Consider the following 19,050-nt stretch of genomic DNA (forward strand, 5'->3'; position numbering starts at 1 on the left):
CAAGAGTATTATTTAGGAGGAAACAGTAATGGATTTTAAGTTTAAGGCTTCTAGTTACGATGGATATGAGTGTTATGATGAAGATAAATTTCATGATGAGTGTGGGGTATATGGTATATACAGTAAAAAGGATAATTTAGATGTGGCCAAAAGGACATATTATGGTCTTTATGCCCTTCAACATAGAGGTCAAGAAAGTGCAGGAATAGCAACCTTTGACGGAAGCGATATGAATTGCCATAAAGATATGGGACTTGTATCTGAAATATTTAGTAAGAAAACCCTAAAGGAATTAAAGGGGTATGGTGCAATTGGACATGTAAGATATTCTACAGCAGGGGGAAGTTCATTAAAAAATGCTCAACCACTTATGGGAAAATTTAAGCTAGGAAACATTGCTATAGCTCACAATGGAAATTTAACTAATGCTGATATCATTAAAGAACTTTTAGAAGAATCAGGATGTATGTTTCAAACATCTACTGATACTGAGGTAATTATAAACCTTATTTCTAGAGGTGCTAAGAAAGGTATACTTCAAAGTGTAATTGATTCTATGCAAGCAATAAAAGGTTCCTTTGCTATTGTAATATTAACTGAAAATGAGTTAATAGGAGTCAGAGATCCTTATGGAATTAGACCACTATGCCTTGGTAAAATAAATGAAAGTTATGTATTAGCATCAGAAAGTTGTGCGCTTAATGCTACAGGTGCTGAATTTATAAGAGATGTTGAGCCTGGTGAAGTAGTTGTAATTAATGAAGAAGGTGTAAAATCCATAAAGTTTGGCGAGAAATCTAAACTTGCCACCTGTTCCTTTGAATATATATATTTTGCAAGACCAGATAGTGTTATAGATGGAATTAGTGTTAATAATTCTAGATATAAAGCAGGAATTAAGCTTTATGAAGTGGCACCTGTGGAAGCTGATATAGTAGTTGGGGTACCAGATTCAGGAATGTCAGCTGCAATGGGATATGCAAAGGCTTCAGGTATACCTATAGATATGGCACTTATTAAGAATAAGTACATTGGAAGAACTTTTATAGCTCCAACACAAGAAGAGAGAGAAGCTTCTGTAAATGTTAAGCTTAATGTAATAAAAGAAAATGTTTTTGGTAAAAGAGTAGTTTTAATAGATGATTCTATAGTACGTGGAACCACAAGTAAGAGATTGGTAACTATGATTAAGGAAGCTGGAGCTTCAGAAGTTCATTTTAGAGTTTGTTCTCCTATGGTTAAATATCCTTGTTATTATGGTATTGATATACCTTATAGAAGCCAGCTTATAGGTGAGAAAATGAATGAAAAAGAGATAGGGGAAGTTATTGGAGCAGATAGTCTAGTCTATCTTTCAAAAGAAGACTTATTAGAATGTCTTGATGGTGACCATGGGTTTTGTTGTGGATGTTTTGATGGAGAGTATCCAATATCAGCACCAGTTAAATTTTAGTAAGGAGTGATATAGAATGATAACATATAAAGATGCAGGGGTTAATATAGAAGAAGGTTACAAAGCTGTAAAACTTATGAAAGAATATACAGCAAGAACTTTAACTTCATCGGTTTTAAATGGAATTGGAAGTTTTGCTGGAATGGTAAAACTACCGGAAGGATATAAAAAACCTGTACTAGTTTCAGGTACTGATGGAGTAGGGACTAAGATTGAAATTGCAATCAAGCTTAAGAAATTTGATACAGTAGGGATAGACTGTGTAGCTATGTGTGTTAATGATATTCTATGTCATGGTGCTAAGCCTTTATTTTTCCTAGATTATATTGCTTGTGGAAAATTAGATTCTCTAATAGCTAGTGATATTGTAAAAGGTGTTAGTGAAGGATGTCTACAAAGTTATGCTTCACTTATTGGAGGAGAAACAGCAGAAATGCCAGGAATGTATAATTTAGGAGATTATGATCTTGCAGGATTTGCTGTTGGTATTGTAGATGAAGATGAAATTATAGATGGAAGTAAAATTAAAGAAGGGGATGCACTTATAGGCATAACTTCTTCTGGTGTGCACAGTAATGGCTATTCCCTTGTAAGAAAAGTTGTTGAGAATTATGATGAAGTCCTTCAAGGAAGAACCTTAGGAGAAATTCTATTAGAACCAACAAAGATATATGTTAAGCCAGTATTAGCACTTATGAAGAAATTTGATATCCATGGAATGTCACATATAACTGGCGGTGGATTTTATGAAAATGTACCAAGAATGTTTAAAGATAACTTTACAGCAGAGATAAAAAAGGATTCTTTCCCAAGACAACCTATATTCCAATATTTAATTAATAAAGGCGTAGACGAGTATCATATGTTTAATACATTTAACATGGGAATAGGTATGGTTCTTGCGGTAGATAGCTCTGTTAAAAATGATGTGATTAATGAACTTAAAGCTCTTGGAGAAGAGGCTTATGAAATAGGTAAAGTACAAACTGGAGGTGGAGGAGTTTGCTTAATATAGCAGTATTAGTTTCTGGTGGAGGAACTAATCTCCAGTCTATCATTGATAACATTAAAAATGGATATTTAAAAGATGTAAATATTAAGTATGTCATAAGTGATAGAGAAGGAACCTATGGAATAGAAAGAGCTAGAGCACACAATATTGATACTTTAGTCTTAGATAGAAAGATATATAAGAAAGAGCTAAGCAATAAAATTTATGAAGTATTAAAGGATAAGGTGGATTTAATTGTTCTTGCGGGATATTTATCAATTATATCATCTCCTTTAGTAGATGGTTTTAAAGAGAAGATAATTAATATTCATCCTTCACTTATTCCAAGCTTTTGTGGAAAAGGAATGTATGGAATTAAAGTTCATGAAGCTGCAATAGATTATGGTGTAAAAGTTAGTGGATGTACAGTACATTTTGTAGATGAAAATACAGATACAGGAGCTATAATTATCCAAAATGTGGTAAATGCAAAATCAGATGACACTCCAGAAAAGCTACAAAATAGAATATTAGAAGAAGAACATAAAGCTTTGCCATTAGCTATAAAGCTTATGAGTGAGCATAAGATTTTTATAGAGGATAGAAAAGTTATTATAAAGGAGTAATGGAATTATGAAAAGAGCTTTAATAAGTGTTTATGATAAGAATGAAATTGTAGAGTTTACAAAATTCTTAGTAGAGCATGGGATAGAAGTTATATCTACTGGTGGTACTTATAGTCTTTTAAAGAAAAATAACATAGAAGTTAAAGAAGTAGCAGAAGTTACAAAGGCAGCGGAAATGTTAGATGGAAGAGTAAAAACACTACACCCTGTAGTTCATGGAGGTATCCTTGCTATTAGAGATAATGAGGAACATATGAATACTTTAAAAGAAAGAGAAATAGATACTATAGATTTAGTATGTGTTAATCTATATCCTTTCTTTGAAAAAGCTAATGAGGGATTAACCTTTGAAGAAACAGTAGAATTTATAGATATAGGTGGTCCAACAATGCTTAGAAGTGCTGCTAAAAACTTTAAAGATGTGGTAGTAATAAGTGATGTAGAAGATTATAAAATAGTTATGGAGGAAATGAAGGAAAGTGGAGAAGTTTCCTTTGAAACTCGTAAATATCTTGCTATGAAGGTATTTAACTTAACCACAGCTTATGATAGCGCAATATGTGAATACTTATTAAACCACATGGATAATAAGGATAAGCATTCAAATAAGTATTTATCCTTATCTTATGAAAAAATGGAAGATTTAAGATATGGAGAAAATCCTCATCAAGAAGCTTCTGTATTTACTAATACAAATAAAACTGGAATGCTTAATAATATTGTAATATTAAATGGTAAGGCACTTTCTTACAATAATATAAAGGATATGGATATAGCTTGGAAAGTAGTAAATGAATTTGAAAAAATTACCTGTTGTGCTTTAAAACATAATACACCGTGCGGAGTTGCGGTGGGGGATTCTGCTTTAGAGGCTTATAGTAAAGCATATAGTTGTGATAATGTTTCAATTTTTGGAGGTATAGTAGCTATTAATACTAAAGTAACTAAAGAGGCAGCAGAAGAAATGAAAAAAACTTTCTTAGAAATTGTTATTGCGCCTGAGTTCGAAGAAGAAGCTTTAGAAGTACTTAAAACAAAGAAAAATCTAAGAGTTATAAAATGTACGAGTAAACCAAGTGATAAAAAAGAAGTTATTTCTGTAGATGGAGGTATATTAGTACAGGATGTAGATAGAAAGCTTTATGAGGAATTAAAAGTAGTTACAGAAGCAAAACCTTCAAAGGAACATATGAATGATATGATATTTGGAATGAAGGTTTGTAAATATGTAAAGTCCAATGCTATAGTAGTAGTTAAGGCTGGTATGGCTAAGGGAATAGCTGGTGGACAAGTTAATAGAATTTGGGCTACAACTCAAGCTATAGATAGAGCTGGAGATGGAGTAATACTTGCTTCTGATGGGTTCTTCCCATTTAGAGATTGTGTAGATGAAGCTAGTAAACATAATATAAAAGGAATAATTCAGCCAGGTGGATCTATGAGAGACAATGAGGGCATTGAGGCATGCAATGAGTATGGCATACCTATGGTTTTATCAGGAATGAGACATTTTAAACATTAGTATCCTATAAGTTAAACTTGAGGTGATTTTATGAAAATTTTAGTCATAGGAAATGGTGGAAGAGAACATGCTATAGCATGGAAACTCGGTGAGAGTGATAAAATTTCAAAGATATATTGTGCTCCAGGAAATGGTGGTACTTCTATGGAACATAAATGTGAAAATATTAATTTAACAGATAATTATAAACTTTTAAACTTTGCTTTAGAAAATTCTATAGATTTAACTGTAGTTGGACCAGAAGTATACCTATGTAATGGTATAGTAGATTTATTTAAAAGCCACAATCTAAAAATATTTGGACCAAGTAAGAAAGCAGCAACTCTTGAAGGAAGCAAAACCTTTGCTAAGGAATTCATGAAAAAATATGGAGTTAAAACTGCAGCTTATGAAGCTTTTAGAGATTCAAAGAAGGCTTTAGAGTATTTGGAAAAGGCTGAATATCCAATAGTTATAAAAGCTGATGGACTTGCTGCAGGTAAGGGAGTTGTTATAGCCGAAACTAAGGAAGAAGGAATTTTAGCCATTAATGATTTCATGATTAATGATACTTTTGGAGGAGCAGGTAAGGAAATTATAATTGAAGAATTCTTACTAGGTGTAGAAGCTTCAATATTAAGTATTACGGATGGAAATACTATAATTCCATTTATATCATCTAAGGATCATAAAACTATATTTGAGGATAATAAGGGACTTAATACAGGTGGAATGGGAACTGTGGCTCCAAACCCGTACTGTAATGAAAGTGTTTTAAAAGCCTTTAAAGAGGATATTTTAAAGCCAACGCTTATGGGGATACAGGAAGAAAATCTAGACTATATAGGAATAATATTCTTTGGATTGATGATTTGCGAAAAAGGAGTATATCTTTTAGAGTATAATGTTAGAATGGGTGATCCAGAAACACAGGTGGTTTTACCTCTTATGGAGAGTTATTTTATTGATATAATTGAAGCTGCAATAGAAGGAAAACTTAGTGATGATATAGTTAAGTTTAAAAATAAGACAGCTTGTTGTGTTATAGGATCTTCGAAAGGATATCCGGGGAGATATGAAAAAGGTGAGTTAATTACAGGTGTTGATAGTTGTAGTGAAAAGGTATTTATTGCTGGAGCTAATTCCATATATAATAAATTAATTACTAATGGTGGTAGAGTTTTAGGAGTTACAGCTCTTGGAGATAATATAGAAGACGCAAGAGAAAAGGCTTACAAAGGGATATTACAAGTAAATTTTAATGGAATGTATTATAGAAAAGATATAGGTAAATAAATACTGAAATAAGAAAATGCTAAGGAGGTGGAATATAACTACTCCTTAGCATTTTTATTTATATACTCACTATATTATATACTTATAGTCTTTGTGAAAATTTTAGAAAATGGCTTTCATCAGTAAATCTACATTTATTTAAAATCTAGTTTATAGAGTAGTCTTGCTTGTAAAATAGTTAAAGAAAAGAGAAAGAAGAAAAGGGTATAATTTTATTAATTTAAGGTATATGAAGTAACTTTAAATCCTATAATATACAGTGAGGAAGTTCTTACGAATTTATTACAATATGTTTTTTTTGTTGAAATAAATAAGTACATAATGTATTATAATCAATGTGTATATTTATGTATTAAAAAATATATACCAAAATATGTAAAAAGTATTAACAAAATTAGAAAAAATGTGTAAAATATATATAGAGGATTTTAAGAACACATTATTATGTAAAACTATAAAATAATTTCCATGATGATAATAACATATTATATATGGAAGAATAGAAAAATAAAGGTGAAGATTATGTTTAATTTAATATTATTAATTATTATGTCTCCATATACTGCATTATTTACCGGAGTATATACTACTTATAGAGTTATAAAGATGAGAGAGGAAATACAGAAAAATAGTTGGAATATGGGATTGGTTCTTTTGTTTCTTTGGTCTCTATTAGCTGGACTTCTTAATAAAAGTATTATGTCTGCCGCTGTTTCAATAGTTTTTTTCTTATATTTTACTATAAGTGTAGTATTACAAAATTATTGCAAGACAGAAGAAAAATTGGAAATAATATGTAATTACTTAATTAAGTTTTCAATTTTTTCGGGAATTGTTGGAATTATAGAAAAGGTTACTTTTGCATATTTTCCAATGGAACTGTGGAAAAAAATTTTAGGTGTACCGTTGGAGGTTTCAACTAATCATAGAATTTTTAGTACTTTTGGAAATCCGAACATAGCTGGAGATTGGTTTGCTATTATGGTGATAATGGCCATATACTATGCTTCTAATAGTAAAAGTGTTAAGGTGAAGTTTTCATATTATAGTGCTACAGCTCTATTTTTAATAAATCTTTGTTTAACTGGCTCAAGAGGGGTTTTTATTGGATTTATGTTTGGATTAGTATCCCTATTACTATTGAAAATAAAAAGAAATAAGAGTGATATAATAATTATTATATCTATTTTATTAGTTATAGGTGTAGTAGGTTTTACACCTCCAAAGGTATCTGATATATCTCAAGAAATTACTGGTCATCAGATTGAGAGGTCTTTTGACACTAGAGAAGAAATATGGTTAGGATCTTTAAGGATGATAGAAGAGAAACCATTGACTGGTTGGGGAATGTTAGGAACTATAGAGCATGGTAATGAATTCTCAAGGTATAGTCGTGTCATTAATCATTCTCATAATATATGGCTATCATTATTAACTTCTTTAGGAGTAATTGGACTTTTAATTTACTTATATATAAGAGCAAATATTTATAAAGATTTAATATATCTTTATAAATCTGGATATAGTAGTGTAGCTTTACTTATGGCAATACAGGTAATTGTTTTAGTTCATGGAGTAATTGATTTTACAATAATAACTCCACAAATAGGAATACTATTTATTGGATCATCATCTATAGTCACAGCTCTAGCAAAAGAAAGTGTTAGTGTGTTTTCAAAAAGAAGAAGTATAGCTGTATAGTTATTAAGTTTTGTAAAAGCTTTTATGAAGAAGTTTATTCTCATAAAAGCTTTTTTTATATATTAGAGTTTAAGTAAAGGCTAAGTACAGGATTTTCATTTATTAAAATTATATATGTAATTAGTATAATAGATTAATTTATATTGTTGTATTAATATTACCAATAAGTAATATTATACTTATCAATAATTAGTATTGGTAAATTGCTATATAAAGCAATAAAATGAAATTAAGAAATTTATAACAAGGTTTTAATAGGGGGCATTACATTATGAATCTAGAGTATTTAAAAGAGTTGGAACAGCCTATTAGAGAAAAGTTGATGAGAGAAGAGTTGGGGAAAGAAAAGTGCAAAATAATTGATAAATTCAATTTACATCCCAATGAAAACTTATATTGGGAAAGAGTAGAGCCCAAATACCCTAATCAAGAATATTTTAGTCATAAACTAGCCACGAAGAGTACTCCTATAGGGATAATATTTCATATAAATAGATTATGTTATGCAAAAACTAAATATTTTGAACAGAATTGGGATAAATTTGTTCCATGTATATATAGTTATATAAATAATTTTGTAGAAACGGAAATCTATAATATGGAGTATATCAAACATAAAAGTACAGGTATAATTCTAGATTTGCGAGAACTTGCAAAAATTCATTGGATAGATGATTTCAGAGCCGTATGTACTTACTTAGAGGAGAAAGAGATAGAAATACAATCCTAATAGAAAAATTAAATTTATAAGAGCTTAGTTATCATCTGATAATTAAGCTCTATTCTTATAAAGGACTATAAAAGAAGAAATATTTAGGTTAATATATTAAATAGATAAATAAATACATTTAATAGTATATTATTATCTTGAAGGGAGAGATAAATATAATAAATATAGATTGGAAGCCGGATAAAAACATAAATAAGCCTCTATATATTCAAATTGTAGAGTACTTTAAGGAGAGAATAAATGGAGGAGAATGGCAAGTCGGATTTATGATTCCTACGCAACGAGAACTAGCTAAAATTTTTAATGTAAATAGAAGCACTATTGTTTCAGCTATAGATGAGTTGAAGGCAGAAGGAATATTAGAGGGTAAGGGAAAGGGTGGAACTAAAATAGTAAATAATGTATCACCTTTATTATCTAATATACAACCAGATTGGAAGTCCTATATTGATGAAGGTATTCATATCCCTAATGTTAAAACTATTAAGAAAATCAATACCCTTGAGTTTAGAGAAGATTATATACGATTGAGCACTGGAGAACCATCATCAGAATTATTTCCAAAAGAAGATATGAAAGTAATATTAAATGAAGTAGCAAAGGATATGGATAATTTAGGATATGAAAGTCCCAGTGGAACTATGTATCTTAGGCAGCAAGTAAGTAATTATTTAAAGACAATTGGCATATATGCATCACCAGGTTCTATACTTATTGTTTCTGGAGCTTTGCAAGCAATGCAACTAATTTCTATGGGATTATTGCAAAAGGGTTCTACTGTATTGTTAGAAAATCCTTCTTATATGTACTCACTTCAAATATTTCAGTCATTAGATATGAGAAGAAGTGGTATACCTATGGATAATGAAGGAGTTATGGCTAATTTAATTCCAGATTACATAAAAAAACATGTTCCATCTATACTATATACTATACCAAATTTTCAAAATCCTACCTCTATAGTCATGTCCCAAAAAAGAAGAAAAGAGTTGATGAAGGTTTGTCAGAAAGAAAAGTTACCTATTATTGAAGATGATGTATACAGGGAACTTTGGATTGATGCTCCACCACCGGAACCTATTAAGAGTATAGACACTAATGGATTGGTGTTATATGTAGGGAGTGTATCAAAGACATTATGTCCAGGACTAAGGATTGGTTGGATTGTAGGACCAGAACCAGTAATTGAACGATTAGGCGATATAAAGATGCAAACTGATTATGGTTCTAGTTCTTTATCACAACTTACAGTGGGTAAGTGGCTAGAAACGGGATTGTATGAAAATCATTTAAAAGAGATAAGAAGTCAATTAACTATAAGAAGAGATGTAACAATAAATGCTTTAAATAGACACTTCAAGGATATTGCTACTTGGGAAACACCCTCAGGGGGTTATTATGTTTGGATTACATTAAAGTATAAAATAGGTATGTATAAGCTTTTTGACGAAGCATGTAAAATGGGAATTTTATTGTATCCTGGATATATATATGATGCTAATTTTAACAATTCTTTGAGAATATCTTTTTCCTATGCACCTATAGAAGAACTAGAGAAAGGTTTATTAAAACTATCATTACTTATTAAAGAATTAATTAGACGTTAATTCCATAAATCTTTTTATACGATGATTACCCGCTCTAATATTCTCATCTTCTTCAATTGAGAGTAAAGAGCGGCTACGTCCCTTGATAACGATTGCTAAGTTTCAGAGGGAGTAAAAACTCCCTCTGAAGCAAAGAACTTTGTTTATAACTATTAAACAATGAACTAAATTTAGAATTATATTTATTTTTTAGTTACTCATAACATGATTATATGGTTGTGTTATGAGTAGCTTTTGGTTGGGCTTGTTTTAATTAATATGGATGGAGAAGTATTGAGTGAATTTTCTTATAATATAAACAAGATAGCAGCTGTTAGATAAAACTAATTTAAATTAGGTATCTTTATATTAGGGGACTGGAGAGGATACTATGATAGAAAACACTTTGATTAATGATATCCATATAAAGGATATAAAGGATATAGAGGAATTGGAAGAATTTCCTCTACTAGAGATAGATTTAAAAAAGGTATATGATAATACTAAATATGTAGTGGATTTATGTAAGAATAAAGGAATTTCTGTAGCAGGAGTAGTTAAAGTTGTACATGCTATGCCACAGATAGTTTCAGAGATGGATAAGGCGGGATGTGAGTATCTTGCTACATCTAGAATAAATCAAGTTATAGAGATGAAAAAACAAGGTGTAAAAAAACCTGTTATGCTTATAAGAATACCTATGCATAATGAAATAAAACAATTAGTGGAATATGTGGATATAAGTTTAAACTCTGAAATTGAAACTTTAAGGAAAATAAACGAAGAGTGTAAATATAAAAACAAGAATCACAAAGTTATTTTAATGATGGATTTAGGTGATTTAAGGGAAGGTATCGTAGATGAAAAAGAGTTCATAAACTTAGCCTTATATGTAGAGAAAGAATTAACTAATGTAAAACTTTATGGTGTAGGGACAAATTTAGGATGCTATGGTTCAGTAAAACCTACAGAAGAGAATTTAGGTAAATTATGTGATGTAGCAGAAAAAATAGAAGCTTTGATTGGAAGAGAATTGGATGTGGTTTCAGGAGGAGCTACGTCTTCGTTAACTTTAATTTGGGATGGAAAAATACCAAGTAAAATTAATAATTTAAGAATTGGAGAAGGAATATTAGTTGCTAAAGATTTAGATGATTTTTGGAAGTATGATATGTCCATGTTACATCAAGATGCCTTTGTACTAAAAGCTCAGGTAGTAGAAGTTAAAAATAAGCCATCTCATCCAATTGGTGAAATATTTATAGATGCATTTGGGAATAAGCCCACCTATGAAGATAGGGGTGAAAGAAGACGTGCATTATTGGCAATAGGTAAGCAGGATTTTGTTTCTGTAGATACTTTAATACCTATAGATAAAAATATAGAGGTAATTGGTGCTAGTAGTGACCATTTAATTATAGATATAGAAGACTGTAAAACCAATTATAAAGTTGGTGATGTTATAGAATTTAATATATATTATCCTCACTTATTATATCTAAGTGGATCAAGGGATGTAAATAAGAAATTTATATAATGAAGATAAAGGATGTTTAAATACAATATAGGTATATGCAATAGATATTTTGAAATCTATTGTATATATCTATAATTATTTACAAAATTAAATAATCTTAATATAATAATATTTGTAACAAGGACATGTGTCATTAGCTCAGTTGGCAGAGCACCTGACTCTTAATCAGGGGGTCCAGGGTTCGAACCCCTGATGGCGCACCAAGGGAAACAATACTGTAGAGTGTTGTTTCTTTTTTAATAAAATTTTTTTAAAAAAGTAGCTAGTAAAATAATTAATATGATTAAAATAATCTATTTAATTATAAACTGCATTATTTTATATTTTTTTACATTAAATAATAAATATTTATTTAATGTATTTTAATAAAATACTTTACAAAACTTACAGTGGGTTGTATAATGATACTTGTGACAAGGACATGTGCCATTAGCTCAGCTGGCAGAGCACTTGACTCTTAATCAAGGGGTCCAGGGTTCGAACCCCTGATGGCGCACCATACCTCGTAGTACTAATAAGTATTACGAGGTTTTTTTACATTTTAAACTAAAAAATAGTATAGACTTAATTAATAAAATATATTAAGGTTAATATAGATTTTATACAAAATGAAAGAAGGAAAAATAATGAATCATTTATCAATAGAAAAAACTAATGCTCCTATTTGGTTTATATTTAGACAAAATGAATTATTAGTAGAAGAGAAAGAAGATAAAATTTTTATACCAAGCTTTAAAGATTTAGAATCAGTTAATATTAATCCGGTAAGAGTTCAAGATCTAGGAACTAGGAGCTGTGGTAAGTGTTATTCTGTAGAGGTAGCAAAAGAGTATACAGAACCTTTGGGTACGAAATTTATAACCTTAAGAAACTTATATGGACAAGTTCCTGATGAAATATATATAGAAGTGGGACGTGCTATTCAAATCATGAATTGGGATAGAACCCATCAATATTGTGGTGTTTGTGGTAATAGTACTAATACTATACTAAATGAATATGGGAAAATATGTCCACAGTGTGGTTTTATAAGCTACCCTAGAATAAGTCCTGCTATAATAGTTGCTATAGTTAAAGATGGTAAATTACTTCTTGCTAAAAATGCTAAGTCAAAACATAATTTTTATAGTGTTTTAGCAGGATTTTTGGAACCTGGTGAAACATTAGAGGAATGTGTAGAGAGGGAAGTAATGGAGGAAGTAGGAATAGAAGTTAAAAATATAAAATATTTTGGTAATCAACCATGGCCATTTCCTAATTCTCTTATGGTAGGGTTCACAGCAGAATATGATAAGGGTGAAATAAAGGTTGATGGAGTTGAAATTGAAGAGGCAAACTGGTTTGAGGTAAACAATTTACCTAGTATTCCTGGAAGCATTAGTATTGCAAGAAAACTAATAGATTGGTTTAAGGATAATTATATTGAGATCTAGATTTTAAAATTAAATTAATAATAAAATTCATAGGAAAGGTATATTGTGTTTAACAGTATACTATAAAAACTTTAACACATAATAAACAATGAATATATGTGTTAAAGGAGGGATAAAGATGGATCATGATTTATTAAGAGAACAACAATATGAGATTAAACAACGTGAAGAAGATAAAAGGAAATACAAAAAGGAGAACTACCTTCGTAATGGGAATAAATCTCAAGGTCAATACGCTCAAAGTAGCTTTAATACTACTATTGAAGAGCCAGGTACCAATGAAAGTGGTATCGTAGCAAAAAAAAACGGTTATTAAAATTAAATATTTTATTTATAAAAGGGCTATTTCAAAGTAATCTAAATCTTAATTATGTTGAGTATTATCTACTAATGGTATTAAAGTATAAACTCGATATTTTAGAGATTCTAGAGAATTATTTTGAGATAGCTCTTTAGGGTTTAATTATAAAATCTTAGAATTTGAAAAGAAAATAATGTGATAAGGAATTATATAAAAATTTCAATAAAAAAATCTTACTATGTTATAATAAAGCTATTGAAATTTTACATAGCAAATAAGGAGCAATTAAAGGATGAATAAGAATAAAGTTAAGGCTTTTGCCACTTGGGCAAGAAGTAATCTTATTGAAAAAATAAAAGATAGAGCGTATAAAATAGGTATTGAAGATAATAGAATTAGAGATATAGAAGTGGTTCAAAGTGGATTTAAAGTAGTGGGTGGAGAAGAAATATTTAATATTTCACCTAATCATAGAAAATCACTAATAAAGGAAATAGAATCAAAATCTTTAGATGAAGTTGTGGAAGAAGTGGCATATACTTGGTTTAACAGGTTTATAGCTTTAAGATATATGGAAGTACATGATTATTTGCCCATTGGAATAAGAATTATATCTTCAGAGATACCAGGTAAAATGGAACCAGATATTTTATTTAGGGTTGGTGAAGTTATAAGAGAGTTGAGACTAGATTCAGATTTAGTCTATAAACTGTTAGATAGTAGTAAAAATTCTGATAGAGAAAATCTATATAAATATATTTTAATAAGACAATGTAATGAATTAGGGAATATTATTCCTGGTTTATTTGAAAAAATAGAAGATTATACAGAATTGTTATTTCCTGATAATTTGTTAGAAGAAGGTTCCATACTAAGGAAAATGTGCAATGACATAGATGAAGAAGACTGGAAAGAGGAAGTAGAAATTATAGGGTGGATGTATCAGTATTATATATCTGAAAAGAAGGATAAGGTTTTTGATGATCTAAAGAAAAATGTAAAAATAACTAAAGAAAACATTCCAGCAGCTACTCAGTTATTTACTCCTAAGTGGATAGTGAAATACTTAGTAGAAAATTCATTAGGAACCATATGGATTCAAGGACATGAGGATGAAAATTTAAAGAATGAATTAAAATATTATTTAGAGGAAGGCATTCAGGATTTCGAAATAGATGACATTTTACATAATATTAAATTGGAGAGAAAAAATTTACATCCTGAGGATATAAAAATCCTTGACCCATGTATGGGTTCGGGGCACATATTGTTATATGCCTTTGATGTGCTTTATAAAATTTACAAATCTGCAGCTTATCCAGAGCGAGAGATTTCAAGAAAAATTTTAGAAAATAATATATTTGGATTAGATATAGATTTAAGAGCTAGTCAAATTGGTATGTTCTGTCTTATTATGAAGGCTAGAGCGTATAATAGAAGATTTTTCAGAGAAGTTGAAAAAAATCCTTTGAAGCTTAATATAGTACCTATAGAAGAAAGTAATGGTATTACTTATGAAATTATAGAATATTTCGCAAAGGAAGATGAAGAGCTAAGAGGTGATTTATCTTATTTAGTAAATACCTTTAAGGATGGTAAAGAGTTTGGATCAATATTAAGATTTGAGAAGGTGAATTTTCAGAGGTTAAAAGAACGGTTAGGAGAGATAAACGAAGAAAATAATTTAGTATTTAGTGATTATAGACAGATACTGTTAAATAAATTACCAAAGCTTATTAATCAGGGAGAAATAATGAGTATTAAATATGAGGTTTGTATTACTAATCCACCTTATATGGGACTAAGGGGAGCTAATGATACCCTAGCTAAATATTTGACCAACCATTATCCTTTATCAAAGCATGATTTATTTTCTGTGTATATGGAAGTATGTAAGAACTATCTGAAAGAAGATGGAATATATGCCATGGTAAATCAGCATTCATGGATGTTTTTAAGTAGCTTTTTAGAACTTAGAGGTAAGATTTTAGAAGACAGTACTTTTATTAGCATGATTCACTTAGGAGCTAAGGTATTTGAAGATAATGTGGGTACCATAGTACAGAATGTTGCTTTTATAAATCAAAATAGTAAAATTCCTAAATATAAAACCAGAATTGTAGACCTTACTAAAGAGTTAACAGCTTTGGAAAAGAAAATAAAGATTAAGTCAGTTTGTAGTGGAATGGAGAGAGATGGGATTTACAGTATATGGCTAAAAAAACTAATGACAATCCCAACAAAACCTTTTGCTTATTGGGCAAATGATAATGTATTAAATTTATTTTCTAATTTAGACAAGTTTGAAAATATTGCAAAGCCTAGACAAGGAATGGCTACATCGGATAATAAACGGTTTTTAAGAGATTGGTATGAAGTTGATATAAATGAAATTAATTTTTCAGCTGCTGATAGAGATGAAGCTTTGTTAAGTAAGAAAAAATGGTTTCCATATAACAAAGGTGGAGAATACAGAAAGTGGTTTGGTAATAATAGATATGTGATTAATTGGGAAAATGATGGTAGTGAAGTAAAAGATTATGCAGCAAAGTTATATAAATCATATAGTAGAACTATAAAAAATGAGGAGTTTTATTTTAAAAGTGGTCTTACATACACTTTTATTTCTGAAAATATGGGAGTAAGGTATTCTCCTCAGGGGTTCATATTTGACGTTGCTGGATCTTCTATATTCTTGGATGATAAAGACATAGAAAAGGTAGTACTAGCATTGTTATGCAGCAAAGTTGCTAATATGTTTTTAGATATAATGAATCCAACCTATAATATACAAGTAGGAGATTTGAAGAATATTCCAATACATGAAGATGTATTTAAAGAAGAAATAAAATCTACCATTGATGAAATTGTAGAAGAAAACATAGCCATTAGTGAAGCGGAATGGAATGAATTTGAGACATCATGGAACTTTAGAACTCATCCATTGATGAGAGGCTTAAGAGAAAAAAAAGTTAATAATGTAACTATAGAATCTAGATTTAAACTTTGGGAAAAAGAAAATATGAAAATTATTGAGAAACTTAAAAATAATGAAGATAAGTTAAATAAAATTTTCATAGATGTTTATGGTTTAAATGAAGAATTATCCCCGGATGTACCCTATAAAGATATAACATTAAGGAGAATTGAGGTAGAAAGAGAAGTGAAATCTTTAATATCTTTTGCAGTGGGATGTATTATGGGTAGATATTCAATAGATATTGATGGTTTAGTGTATGGAGGTGGAAACTTCCAAGATAAATGGGATTTTAAAAAACATAGAGTTAAGAAAGTAGAAATAGAGTCCACTAGAAAAGTAAATGATAATAGATGGGTTAATTCAAGTTTTATGCCTAAGTTTGATAATATAATGCCTATAACAGAAGAAAAATATTTTTCAGAAGACTTAATGACCAAATTCATTGAATTTTTAAAAGCAGCTTATGGAAATGAATTATTGGAAGAGAATCTTAACTTTATAGCCAATATTTTAGGCAAAAAAGATAGTGAAACTTCAAGGCAAAGCGTTAGAAGATACTTCTTTAAGGAATTCTATAAGGATCATATAAAAGCTTATGGCAAGAAACCTATCTATTGGCTATTTGATTCAGGTAAGAATGATGGATTTAAAGCATTGGTATATGCTCATAGATATGACAGCTTAACTGTAGCTTTATTGAGGACAGAATATATTAATCCTATGCAACGAAAATATGAAGGTGAATTAAGTACATTGGAACTAGTAAAAGGCTCACAGGAGTATAGTGCTCAGGAAAGAGCAATAGCTAGAAAAAAAAGTGAAAAGTTAAAAAGGAAAATAGAAGAACTTATTGAATATGATGAAATAGTTGCATATATTGCTAATGAAAAAAAATCCATTAACTTAGATGAAGGAATTAAGGAAAATTATGATAAATTCCAAGGTATCAAAATAGTGAAAACAAATGGGAAAGAAACTAAGATGAATCTTTTATATAAAATCTAAGGAATTTATATTAAAACATATAGGGGTACAATTATACTTTATTTTATGGTAATATTTAAAATGGATTAATATTTAATAGAGTTTTATATAAGGTAAACTTTAAGTAAGATTACTATATATCTCATATTATATAAAATGTTAAATTATATTATATGGATTAAGCCAAAGTGTGAGGTAATTAATAAATATATAAGGTAAGGTGAGTAAAATGAATTATGAAATATTAGCAAATACAATTTTCCCTAACATTGATAAGGAGCCTGAGTATTATATTTCAAAGTATCCGAAGAGAAATCTTAAAGAAGGTTCTAAGGTTACTAGATATGCTCCAAGTCCAACAGGGTTTCAACATATAGGAGGAGTATTTTCTGNNTTTCTGCATTAATAGATGAAAGAATAGCTACTCAAAGTGAAGGAGTTTTTTATTTAAGAATTGAAGATACAGATCAAAAAAGAGAAGTGGCTGGTGCTATTGAAGATACTATAAATACTATGCATAAGTTTGGGTTAGAATTTACAGAAGGTATGACAGGAGATAACACATCTAAAGGTGAGTATGGTCCTTATAGGCAAAGTGAAAGAGAAGAGATATATAAAACTTTTGCTAGAGATCTAATTAAAAAAGGTCTTGCTTATCCATGTTTTTGTACATCAGAAGATCTAGAACAACTAAGAGAAAAACAAATTAGTGAAAAATTAACTCCAGGATATTATGGAGAATATGCAATCTGTAGAAATTTATCTCCAGAAGAAGCTTTAAAAAGAATAGATGAAGGTGAAAAGTATATTATAAGATTAAAATCCCCAGGTAATCTAGAAAACAGAGTTGAGTTTCACGATCTAGTTAAAGGTGATATCTCTTTCCCAGAAAGCAATCAGGATATAGTTATAATTAAATCTGATGGACTTCCAACCTATCATTTTGCTCATGCTATTGATGATGCGCTAATGGGAACTACTACTGTAATTAGGGGAGAAGAATGGTTNNATGGTTATCATCTCTTCCAATTCATATTCAACTTTTTGATATTCTTGGATTTGATAGACCTGAATATGCACATACTCCTACAATAATGAAGTTAGATGGAGATTCTAAAAGAAAACTATCTAAGAGAAAAGATCCTGAAAGTGCAGTAAGTTATTATGATGAAGAAGGATATCCTATGATATCTGTTATAGAATATTTACTTAATATAATAAATTCTACTTTTGAACAGTGGAGAGAAGAAAATCCATTATCTGATTATCATGAATTTAGAGTATATCTAGATAAGATGAGTAAAAGCGGTGCTTTATTTGATATTATAAAATTAAGTGACGTAAGTAAAAATGTAATTTGCAAGTTAAAGGCCGATGTGGTATATGACTACTTTATAAATTGGGCTAAGAATTATGATAAGGAAATGTATGACATAGTAACTAACAATGAATTAATGTGTAAAGAAATATTTAATATTGATAAAGAAGGACCAAAACCTAGAAAGGATTTTGCTAAATGGAATGATGTTAAGGAAAAAATATTTTTCTTCTTTGATGAATTATTCAACAGTACTTCAGAAGAAATAGAATTTCCTAAGAATATTGATTTAGCAGAAGCTAAAAGGGTAATAGAAGCTTATGCTAAGGCATATAATTTTAATACTGATAAGGATAATTGGTTTGAAGATTTAAAAGTAGTAGCTGTAGAATTAGGGTATGCTACAGATAGAAAAGCCTTTAAGAAAAACCCTGAAAATTACAAAGGTATGGTTTCAGATGTAGCTGGATGTGTAAGAACGGCATTAACCTATAGAAATAATACACCAGACCTTTATACTATTATGCAAATAATGGGAGAAGAAAGAGTTAGAAATAGATTTAATAAATTTTTAAAACTATAATTAGAAATATAGATAAAAAATCATCTCTGT

At 29.6% G+C, this 19,050-nt stretch carries 12 protein-coding genes, 2 tRNA genes and 1 pseudogene; all 15 read left to right on the forward strand.

Features of this window, described 5'->3' with window-relative positions:
- Positions 1-28 precede the first annotated feature (28 nt).
- Entirely contained in the window at positions 29-1,453 is a 1,425-nt protein-coding gene (gene purF, locus B3630_RS16265) for an amidophosphoribosyltransferase (protein ID WP_346899993.1), read from the forward strand.
- A 16-nt stretch (positions 1,454-1,469) separates the two neighbouring features.
- Complete coding sequence (gene purM, locus B3630_RS16270; protein ID WP_346899995.1) at positions 1,470-2,468, forward strand: phosphoribosylformylglycinamidine cyclo-ligase; 999 nt, start codon at positions 1,470-1,472, stop codon at positions 2,466-2,468.
- Positions 2,456-3,070 (forward strand): phosphoribosylglycinamide formyltransferase, encoded by a 615-nt coding sequence (gene purN, locus B3630_RS16275; RefSeq protein WP_346899997.1) that lies wholly within the window; start codon positions 2,456-2,458, stop codon positions 3,068-3,070. The genes purM and purN overlap by 13 nt, the downstream gene beginning before the upstream one ends.
- A 4-nt stretch (positions 3,071-3,074) precedes the next feature.
- Positions 3,075-4,592, forward strand: coding sequence for a bifunctional phosphoribosylaminoimidazolecarboxamide formyltransferase/IMP cyclohydrolase (gene purH / locus B3630_RS16280; RefSeq protein ID WP_346900095.1), 1,518 nt, complete (start codon positions 3,075-3,077; stop codon positions 4,590-4,592).
- A 30-nt stretch (positions 4,593-4,622) separates the two neighbouring features.
- Positions 4,623-5,867, forward strand: coding sequence for a phosphoribosylamine--glycine ligase (purD, locus tag B3630_RS16285; protein ID WP_346899999.1), 1,245 nt, complete (start codon positions 4,623-4,625; stop codon positions 5,865-5,867).
- 522 nt (positions 5,868-6,389) lie between these two features.
- Positions 6,390-7,568: an O-antigen ligase family protein gene (locus B3630_RS16290; RefSeq protein WP_346900001.1), complete on the forward strand. Its 1,179-nt coding sequence runs from the start codon at positions 6,390-6,392 to the stop codon at positions 7,566-7,568.
- A 271-nt stretch (positions 7,569-7,839) separates the two neighbouring features.
- On the forward strand, positions 7,840-8,298 hold the full coding sequence (locus tag B3630_RS16295; RefSeq protein ID WP_346900003.1) for a hypothetical protein: 459 nt from the start codon (positions 7,840-7,842) through the stop codon (positions 8,296-8,298).
- A gap of 137 nt (positions 8,299-8,435) precedes the next feature.
- Positions 8,436-9,905, forward strand: coding sequence for a PLP-dependent aminotransferase family protein (locus B3630_RS16300; RefSeq protein WP_346900005.1), 1,470 nt, complete (start codon positions 8,436-8,438; stop codon positions 9,903-9,905).
- Positions 9,906-10,275: 370 nt separating this feature from the next.
- Complete coding sequence (locus tag B3630_RS16305; RefSeq protein ID WP_346900007.1) at positions 10,276-11,421, forward strand: alanine/ornithine racemase family PLP-dependent enzyme; 1,146 nt, start codon at positions 10,276-10,278, stop codon at positions 11,419-11,421.
- Between the two features lie 127 nt (positions 11,422-11,548).
- A tRNA-Lys gene (locus tag B3630_RS16310) sits at positions 11,549-11,624 on the forward strand.
- A 220-nt stretch (positions 11,625-11,844) separates the two neighbouring features.
- Positions 11,845-11,920 (forward strand) — tRNA-Lys (locus B3630_RS16315).
- A gap of 127 nt (positions 11,921-12,047) precedes the next feature.
- Complete coding sequence (nudC, locus tag B3630_RS16320) at positions 12,048-12,854, forward strand: NAD(+) diphosphatase (protein ID WP_346900009.1); 807 nt, start codon at positions 12,048-12,050, stop codon at positions 12,852-12,854.
- Positions 12,855-12,972: 118 nt separating this feature from the next.
- Entirely contained in the window at positions 12,973-13,170 is a 198-nt protein-coding gene (locus tag B3630_RS16325) for a hypothetical protein (protein WP_035132938.1), read from the forward strand.
- Between the two features lie 277 nt (positions 13,171-13,447).
- The gene (pglX, locus tag B3630_RS16330; RefSeq protein WP_346900011.1) at positions 13,448-17,140 is read left to right on the forward strand and encodes a BREX-1 system adenine-specific DNA-methyltransferase PglX; all 3,693 of its coding nucleotides are present in this window, start codon (positions 13,448-13,450) and stop codon (positions 17,138-17,140) included.
- A gap of 208 nt (positions 17,141-17,348) precedes the next feature.
- Positions 17,349-19,020: pseudogene (gene gltX / locus B3630_RS16335) on the forward strand (glutamate--tRNA ligase).
- Positions 19,021-19,050 lie beyond the last annotated feature (30 nt).

Source organism: Clostridium sp. UBA7503 (assembly GCF_002477055.1).
GTDB lineage: Bacteria > Bacillota > Clostridia > Clostridiales > Clostridiaceae > Clostridium_J > Clostridium_J sulfidigenes.